5 protein-coding genes are annotated in these 6,465 nt (G+C 58.4%); all 5 read right to left on the reverse strand.

Features of this window, described 5'->3' with window-relative positions; translation table 11 throughout:
- Nucleotides 1-1,256, reverse strand: a 1,256-nt coding sequence (locus tag K1Y02_24365; GenBank protein ID MBX7259517.1) for an MFS transporter, incomplete at its 3' end; no start/stop codon positions are given.
- A 288-nt stretch (nucleotides 1,257-1,544) separates the two neighbouring features.
- Entirely contained in the window at nucleotides 1,545-3,101 is a 1,557-nt protein-coding gene (locus K1Y02_24370) for a hypothetical protein (GenBank protein MBX7259518.1), read from the reverse strand.
- 122 nt (nucleotides 3,102-3,223) lie between these two features.
- Nucleotides 3,224-4,543: a hypothetical protein gene (locus K1Y02_24375; GenBank protein ID MBX7259519.1), complete on the reverse strand. Its 1,320-nt coding sequence runs from the start codon at nucleotides 4,541-4,543 to the stop codon at nucleotides 3,224-3,226.
- Nucleotides 4,530-5,138: an RNA polymerase sigma factor gene (locus K1Y02_24380; GenBank protein MBX7259520.1), complete on the reverse strand. Its 609-nt coding sequence runs from the start codon at nucleotides 5,136-5,138 to the stop codon at nucleotides 4,530-4,532. The genes K1Y02_24375 and K1Y02_24380 overlap by 14 nt, the downstream gene beginning before the upstream one ends.
- A gap of 135 nt (nucleotides 5,139-5,273) precedes the next feature.
- Nucleotides 5,274-6,149, reverse strand: coding sequence for an aldo/keto reductase (locus K1Y02_24385; GenBank protein MBX7259521.1), 876 nt, complete (start codon nucleotides 6,147-6,149; stop codon nucleotides 5,274-5,276).
- Between the last annotated feature and the right edge of the window lie 316 nt (nucleotides 6,150-6,465).

Raw genomic sequence — 6,465 nt, forward strand, 5'->3', positions numbered from 1 at the left:
AGGAACACGGAGGACACGAGCAGGGCCGCGTAGCGGATGCCGACAGCACCGCTGAGATGTCCGAAGATGAACGGAGCCGCCGCCGCGACGAATCGCGCGACGTTGTAGCAGAATCCGGTACCCGTCGAGCGGAGACGGGTCGGGAAGAGTTCGGGGAAGTAGATTGCGTAACCGCCGAACATGCTCAACAGCACAAAGCCCATCAGGGCGAACATCACAAGCCCCATCGTGAATGAGTTGGTAATCATGAACGCGGCGGGCACCACAATTGCGCTTGCCAGCAATGACAGCGTGAAGGACAGGCGCCGTCCGGTGCGCTGGGCCATCCACGAGAAGGCAAGCACTCCGAAGAAGCCGCCGAGGTTCTGTGCCATGATGACGAAGGACATTTGTTTTTCGGCGATTTGCTTTAACGCGGGATCGCCCGTGGGATTCAGCACGACGTTGCGCATTAATTCCGAGGACCAGGTGCTGATACCCCAGAAGCCGATTACGCCGACGGTGGCCAGTCCGGCGCCTACCAGTGTGTTGCGCAAGAGCACGCGATCGCTGAATAGGTCGAGCAATGGAACCTGAGATCGTTTTTCCAATCCCTGTCGAATGCGATTGCGGTTATCAATCCAGACTTGCGGTTCGCGAAGGAACATAAAGATGATGAACAGGAGAAACGCGGGTATGACGCCCACGGCAAAGACCCAGCGCCATCCCAATTCGGGATTCGCTCCGATCGTGAAATTGATCACGCCTGCCAGCACGTTGCCCAGGGCCGACATTGCCTGGACGATGCCGAGTGCCGTTGCACGGGCGTGTGCAGGGATTGATTCCGCTACCAGGGCCGCGCCTGCCGCGAATTCACCGCCAATGCCGAGACCGGTGAGGAATCGCAGGATGGTGAATTGTTCCGCGGTCTGCGCGAGTCCGCTGAGACCGGTGAATCCTGCGTAGATGAGGATGGTCACGCCCATGGTCTTCGTGCGGCCCAGGCGGTCGCCCACCATACCGAAGAAGAGGCCCCCCGTGGCCCATCCCAGGATGAACACGGTTTGGGCCAGTCCCACCCACTTCTGAGTCAAGGGATCCGATTGTGCGACTCCTAAGAGGTCTGCCACCGCGGGAGTTTTCACCTGCACGTAGAGCCATTGGTCCATGGTGTCGAACATCCAGCCCATGGACGCCACGGCGATGACCAGATAGTGATACCCTGTGAGGCCGTTGTACCAACGGCGCGGTGGGTCCAGGGTTAGATCCTGCGACATGAATTCCCCCTCCTGGTAAAGGTTCCTGTGAATATCCGGGGTGCCCGTGCCAGGCCTTGCCCCGCGAAATGGGGGTCCCCTCTCCGCACATGCGAAATTTTCTTGGGGCGATTATACGGATGAAGGCAGTCGTCTGCCACCCTAAATGACATAGAATTTCCGCGTTCACGCCGCTGTCAACTTTCGTCACATAGGAGTGTGTACCTATAACGCACGGGCAGGGAATCAATTGGGTACTGCTTATTGAGGCAATAGGGTCTTGTGAAGGAATGCTTTCGAGGGAGCTCGTTATTCAAACGTTGTCGTTGCGTCTATTTTGTCGAAGTGGCGGTTGAGTCGAGTGAATGAAGCGATTGCGAGTCCTGTGAGCGCGGCGTAGAGGCCTGCGATCTGCGATGGCCAGATAGTCAATATTCCAATGACGCAGATAAGCGCGATTAGGTCGATCATTCTCTCGGGGAGACGAGCATAACCGTGTTGGCGAGAACTTGATGAGTACAACGCTCGTGCCATGATGACGAGAGTGAGCATAGTCACGAAGGCCGCAGGTATAGAGAAGAGCAGAATACGTCCGGGAGGCCAGCCGTATTGGTCCATTTCGCCGATGTCGTAGATCTTAAGGAATGCGCCGATCTTTGATGAGCCGCCGTGAAGCAGAATGAACAACAGCAGGAATGTGCTGTAGATGATGGAGACGCGGCATTGCAGTTCTTGCAGTGCATTGCCGGTGTCATGTTCACGGATCGAGCGGCGCGTTGCGAGCAGGGTGCAGAGCAGATAGAAGAGTCCGAGCAGAATGCCTGTCCATTGGAAGTGTTCGCTGAAGGTGCAGGTTGTGAATAGATAGACTCCTAGCCCGGCGAAGATGGCCTGACTCCAGGGACCTAGCCCGGGACGTTTTGAGTCCAGGTCTGAAGCCTCCGACGTTGGGCTTTGCGTGTTACACGAAGGGTCTACGTGTCGAATGGACCAATACAGGACGAGCACATAGAGAATGCCGAGGTAGACGCCCGCGTTGAGTTCCCACATCTTCCACCAGTCGATGTAGCCGGGGTGATTGACGTAGCCCAGGCACCACAACGCGCTGATCGGAAATGCCAGTCCGAATCCGCCGCCGATGATGGTCCCGGCAGTCAGGGTGAAGCGATCTTTGTGCAGGGCGGCGCACAACATTGCCAGGCACCACCAGGCCAATACGCAGGCGTTTTGCGTATTCGTGTAGATGGTGCGCCCGAGGTGATTGTCCAGCGCGTCGCTGTAGTTGACCGTGGTTGCGTTGGGGAACAACAACCGCGGGCACAGGTGGACGAAACGAGCGCCTAGCCAATCGATGAAAGCGGAATTGAATAGCAAGAACAGCAGGGCAATGAAGAGCAGTGAGCGGAAGGCCCAGTACTTTCGTGTGACCTTCGAGTGTAGCGCCCAGCCGAGAACGATGCCGCCGGGCGCTCCCCAGCCGATGCCGCATACCATGAACCACGCATAGCCGAGCCACGGCGAAATGGGGATGGCGCCGTCGCGGGTGGCGAATTGGCCGCGAATCCAGGAGACGTATTGGCCGTAGCCCAATTCGCCGCCGAGGGCGATGCCGAGTCCGAGCCACAGCGGAATGCCGCGGGCGTCGATGCCTTTACGCTGGCACACGTAGTACCAGAGCAAGCCCCAGGTGAAGCCTGGAACGATTGTGCCGTCGACGCCATCCCAGCCGGTGGTGCCGCGAATCGCCCACGTGACGGCGCCCACGCTCGCAAACACGAGCGCGGTGAGGCAGAGTTCGATGGCCTGCGATTTGCCGCCGAACGACCGGTGCTTGCGGTACGTTGCATCATCAGCTATCGACATCATCGGGAGATTCTCGTCTTCTGCCGTCGTATGCGGAGCACTATATCTTCCGAACAGGAATGGTACAAAGAAGGAAACCGGGGAGGAGATCCTCCCCGGTGAGACTGGACCAGGCGATTTTTGAGCTAGATGCCTCCGTCCACGACGTATCGATGGGCATCGTTATCGTTGCGCATGGCGAGATTGTGCTTCTTCGTCGAGCCATCCTTCAGCTTGATTTCGTAGGGTATGAACCAGCCGGGGTAGAGTCCGGATTGGAAGGCCGAGCCAAGTTCAATCACTTGCAGCCCGCCGAGGTACTGCTTGATGCGGTCGTCGGCCGAGGACGCGAACCAATACTTCGCCATCTCATCCCAGTCATTCTGGGCGCATGCCTGGAAGAAGTTTTGCGCGGCCTCGCGAGGATCCATTTTCGCGTACTTTTCGTTATCGCTCACGGGAGCCAATTCGCCGACGGTAACGGCGTCTTCGGGCAGTTGCAGCGCGAACAAGGTTTCGTCTTGAGGCAAGTCGTAGGAGACGTCTTTCGTTTCGAAAACCAGCACGTCACCCTGCGGGGTATGCACGTAGATTTCCAGACCCTTGAGCAGTTTCGTTTCCGGTTCGAAACGGTATACGCGGAGGTTGTCCGAGTCTGCAATGCTGGAGTCCTTCAGCCAATCGTTCACATAGGTACCTTGGGCTTTGGCTTCGACGCGGAGGACATCCTCGGTTTCGCCTTCGGCGGAAGTTTCGTACGTCAGGGAAATCTCCGAGCCTTGTTCGTTTGCGAGCGACACTTCGTTGCTCAAGAGGTCTTCGACGTTTATGAGAGACGTCATCCAACCGACAAATCCGGGAGAATCGCCGGCACGTGCCACCATATTGGGGCGAATGAACAGAGTAGACTTCTCGCCGTCCAAGACGGCGATGCGTCCTGGTTTCTCGACGCGCCAGCGCAGCGGTTCCGAGAAATCGGCCCACAGTTCCACGGGCACCATGTCTTGATCGAGCGCGATCATCTCGAAGTTGTCATTGGGCAGAGTTCGCATCTCCGCTTTGATGTGCATCGCCTGCACGCGGGCCATGGCGTGCACCGCTTCTCCGAGGAAGCGGAATGCTGTGACGGGTTTGGTTCCACTGGTCTTTACGTACCAGAGTCCGAACGACGCGCCTGCGCACACCACCAATGCCGCTGCCGCGGCCAACCCCGCGCGCCAGACCCTGAAGGGGTTGCGCTGTCGAATGGGCTTCGTATCTTGAATAGCGTTCATTACTGCCTCCGTGAAGCCTGTAGAAGCGGCGACGCGCGGCGCCGGAAACGCTTCCAAAGTCTTCTTCAATTCCGAATACATCTTTTCGCACACGGGGCAGGCTTCCAGGTGATCGTGCAGCGAAGGGTCAGTGGCATGAGCGGATGCATCGAGCAGGTCCGTCATTCGCTCTTGCGCTTCACGGCAATTCATGGGTGCGCTCCGTTTCTGCCGGCAACAACCGGCGCAGTTTTTCGAGACCATGCCGAAACCGTGACTTGACCGTTCCCAAAGAGATCCCCAGCACTTCCGCGATCTCCACAAACCGCAATTCATCGAAGATTCGCAGCCGGACCACATCCGCGTGCCTCCGTGGAAGCCGGGCGATGAGCTTTTCGGTTTCGCGCCAGGCTTCCAATGCGGCCAGACGTTGGGATGCCGTTGCAGAGCCGTCGGCAATCTCACTGGCGACGGCAAGCTCCAACGGTCTGCTGTCGAAACGGCGGCGGCGCAGGGCGTCCGTGCAAGCGTTTGTGGTAGCGCGAAACAGGTAGGCCGAGACGTGCGTGACGGCGCGCGGGCGATCCAGGTTTGCGTACATCCGCGTGAAGACTTCCTGGACCACTTCTTCCGCTTCTTGAAAGAAGCCGAGCCGCCGAAATGCGTGCCGGACCAGCTTGTCCTTACTCGCGTTTACCAGCGCTTCGAATTCAACTCTGTTTCGCGGCCAGCGGATATCCGACTCGTCGTGCGGCTCCGCGGTCATAACGGGTTTCTCTTTCCATGCAACGGTAACTGGGTAGGTCATCTCCGGAGACTCCCTGTCTGCCGATAGTGTAGACGGTTCGAGAGCGCAAAAGGATCAAGGGGAGCCGGGTAGACAGAAGAAAAGGACCCGACTCTTGTATGAACCGGGTCCCGGATGGTGCTGATTTTGGAGAGGTTAGGCTGCGCCGGCTGCGGCAACGCTCTCGATGTTGGCGTCGATTTCGGAGGTCTGCAGCACGCCGATGTTGAAGACGTCGACGCAGCCCAGGCCGAGGACGTATTTGATGGATTCGGGGATACGGTCTTTGTTTTCGCCTTCTCCGGCGATCTTCATGCCCAGGATGCCCTTGCCGTTGTCGTGGGCTTTCTGAAGCACCGGGGCCACCTCCTCGGGCTTGCCATCCATTTTGGTGCCGAAGGGGTTGATGCGGGCCAGGATGACGTCGACCCACGGGGTTTCGGCCGCGAGCTTAAGCGCGTTGAGGTCATGGCACGACACGCCGCAGGCGCGAATCCGGCCTTTAGCCTTGGCTTCGCTTAGGGCGTCCATGCAGCCGGCCATCTTGGAGGTCCACTGGGGGTCGGTCATGCAATGCAGCAACACGATGTCCATGTAATCGGTATCGAGTTCCTGGCAGAAGCGCTCCAGGTCGGCCTTGAGCATGGTGGGCTCGCGGGAGACGGTCTTCGTCAGGAGCATGACATCTTCACGTTTGATGGAATTCTTCATCGCATCTTTCATGTAGTCATGCGCGCCGTACATGTCGGCGAGGTCGAAATAGTTGATGCCGCTTGCGTGGGCGTGCTCAAGCAGCGAGACGAAGGATTTGCGTCCTTGCCGGTTCTGCGCGGAGCTGCCGTTCCAAGAGCGGGTGCCGGTGCCCATGCCGAGGGTCGAGCACTCGATGCCGGTCTTGCCGAGGGGGCGTTTCGCGGTTGCGCTGAACTTGGTTTGTCCGAGGGCAGGGCGCACGATGCCGCCCAGGGCCAGGCTTGTGGCGAGAGTGCCAGCCGTGTGTTTCATGAAGTCGCGTCGGTTCATGCATGCCATCGTGGGCGCTCCTCTGGTTGTCGAGCGTCTATTGTACACAAGCCCGCCTGTTTGAGAAACCCCGAGGGTGGCATCTAATCATCCCGGGGCCGGGATTGTGTTTGGGGAAGGGTACTGAGGGGCCTGAGGAGAGTGGGCAAGCGGCAAAAAGATCCGTTTCGTGGTGATTTGAGACGGTTCAAATATGTTTCAGGGCGGGATGTGTCAATTGTTGAATGGGCAGTTTGCGCAGTAAGGTGGCGTTTTCGGGGGTGAATATCTGGACGGAATGGACGGGATGGAGACCTCGGTCGTAAGAGTGGCGCGGTCAGGAGAC

It is taken from the genome of Candidatus Hydrogenedentota bacterium (genome assembly GCA_019695095.1).
Lineage (GTDB): Bacteria > Hydrogenedentota > Hydrogenedentia > Hydrogenedentales > SLHB01 > JAIBAQ01.

What these genes read in the sequence shown, in the direction of transcription:
- K1Y02_24375 (MBX7259519.1), bottom strand. Translation starts at nt 4,543, where the DNA reads ATGAATTGCCGTGAAGCGCAAGAGCGAATGACGGACCTGCTCGATGCA.
- K1Y02_24385 (MBX7259521.1), bottom strand. Translation starts at nt 6,149, where the DNA reads ATGGCATGCATGAACCGACGCGACTTCATGAAACACACGGCTGGCACT.
- K1Y02_24380 (MBX7259520.1), bottom strand. Translation starts at nt 5,138, where the DNA reads ATGACCTACCCAGTTACCGTTGCATGGAAAGAGAAACCCGTTATGACC.
- K1Y02_24370 (MBX7259518.1), bottom strand. Translation starts at nt 3,101, where the DNA reads ATGATGTCGATAGCTGATGATGCAACGTACCGCAAGCACCGGTCGTTC.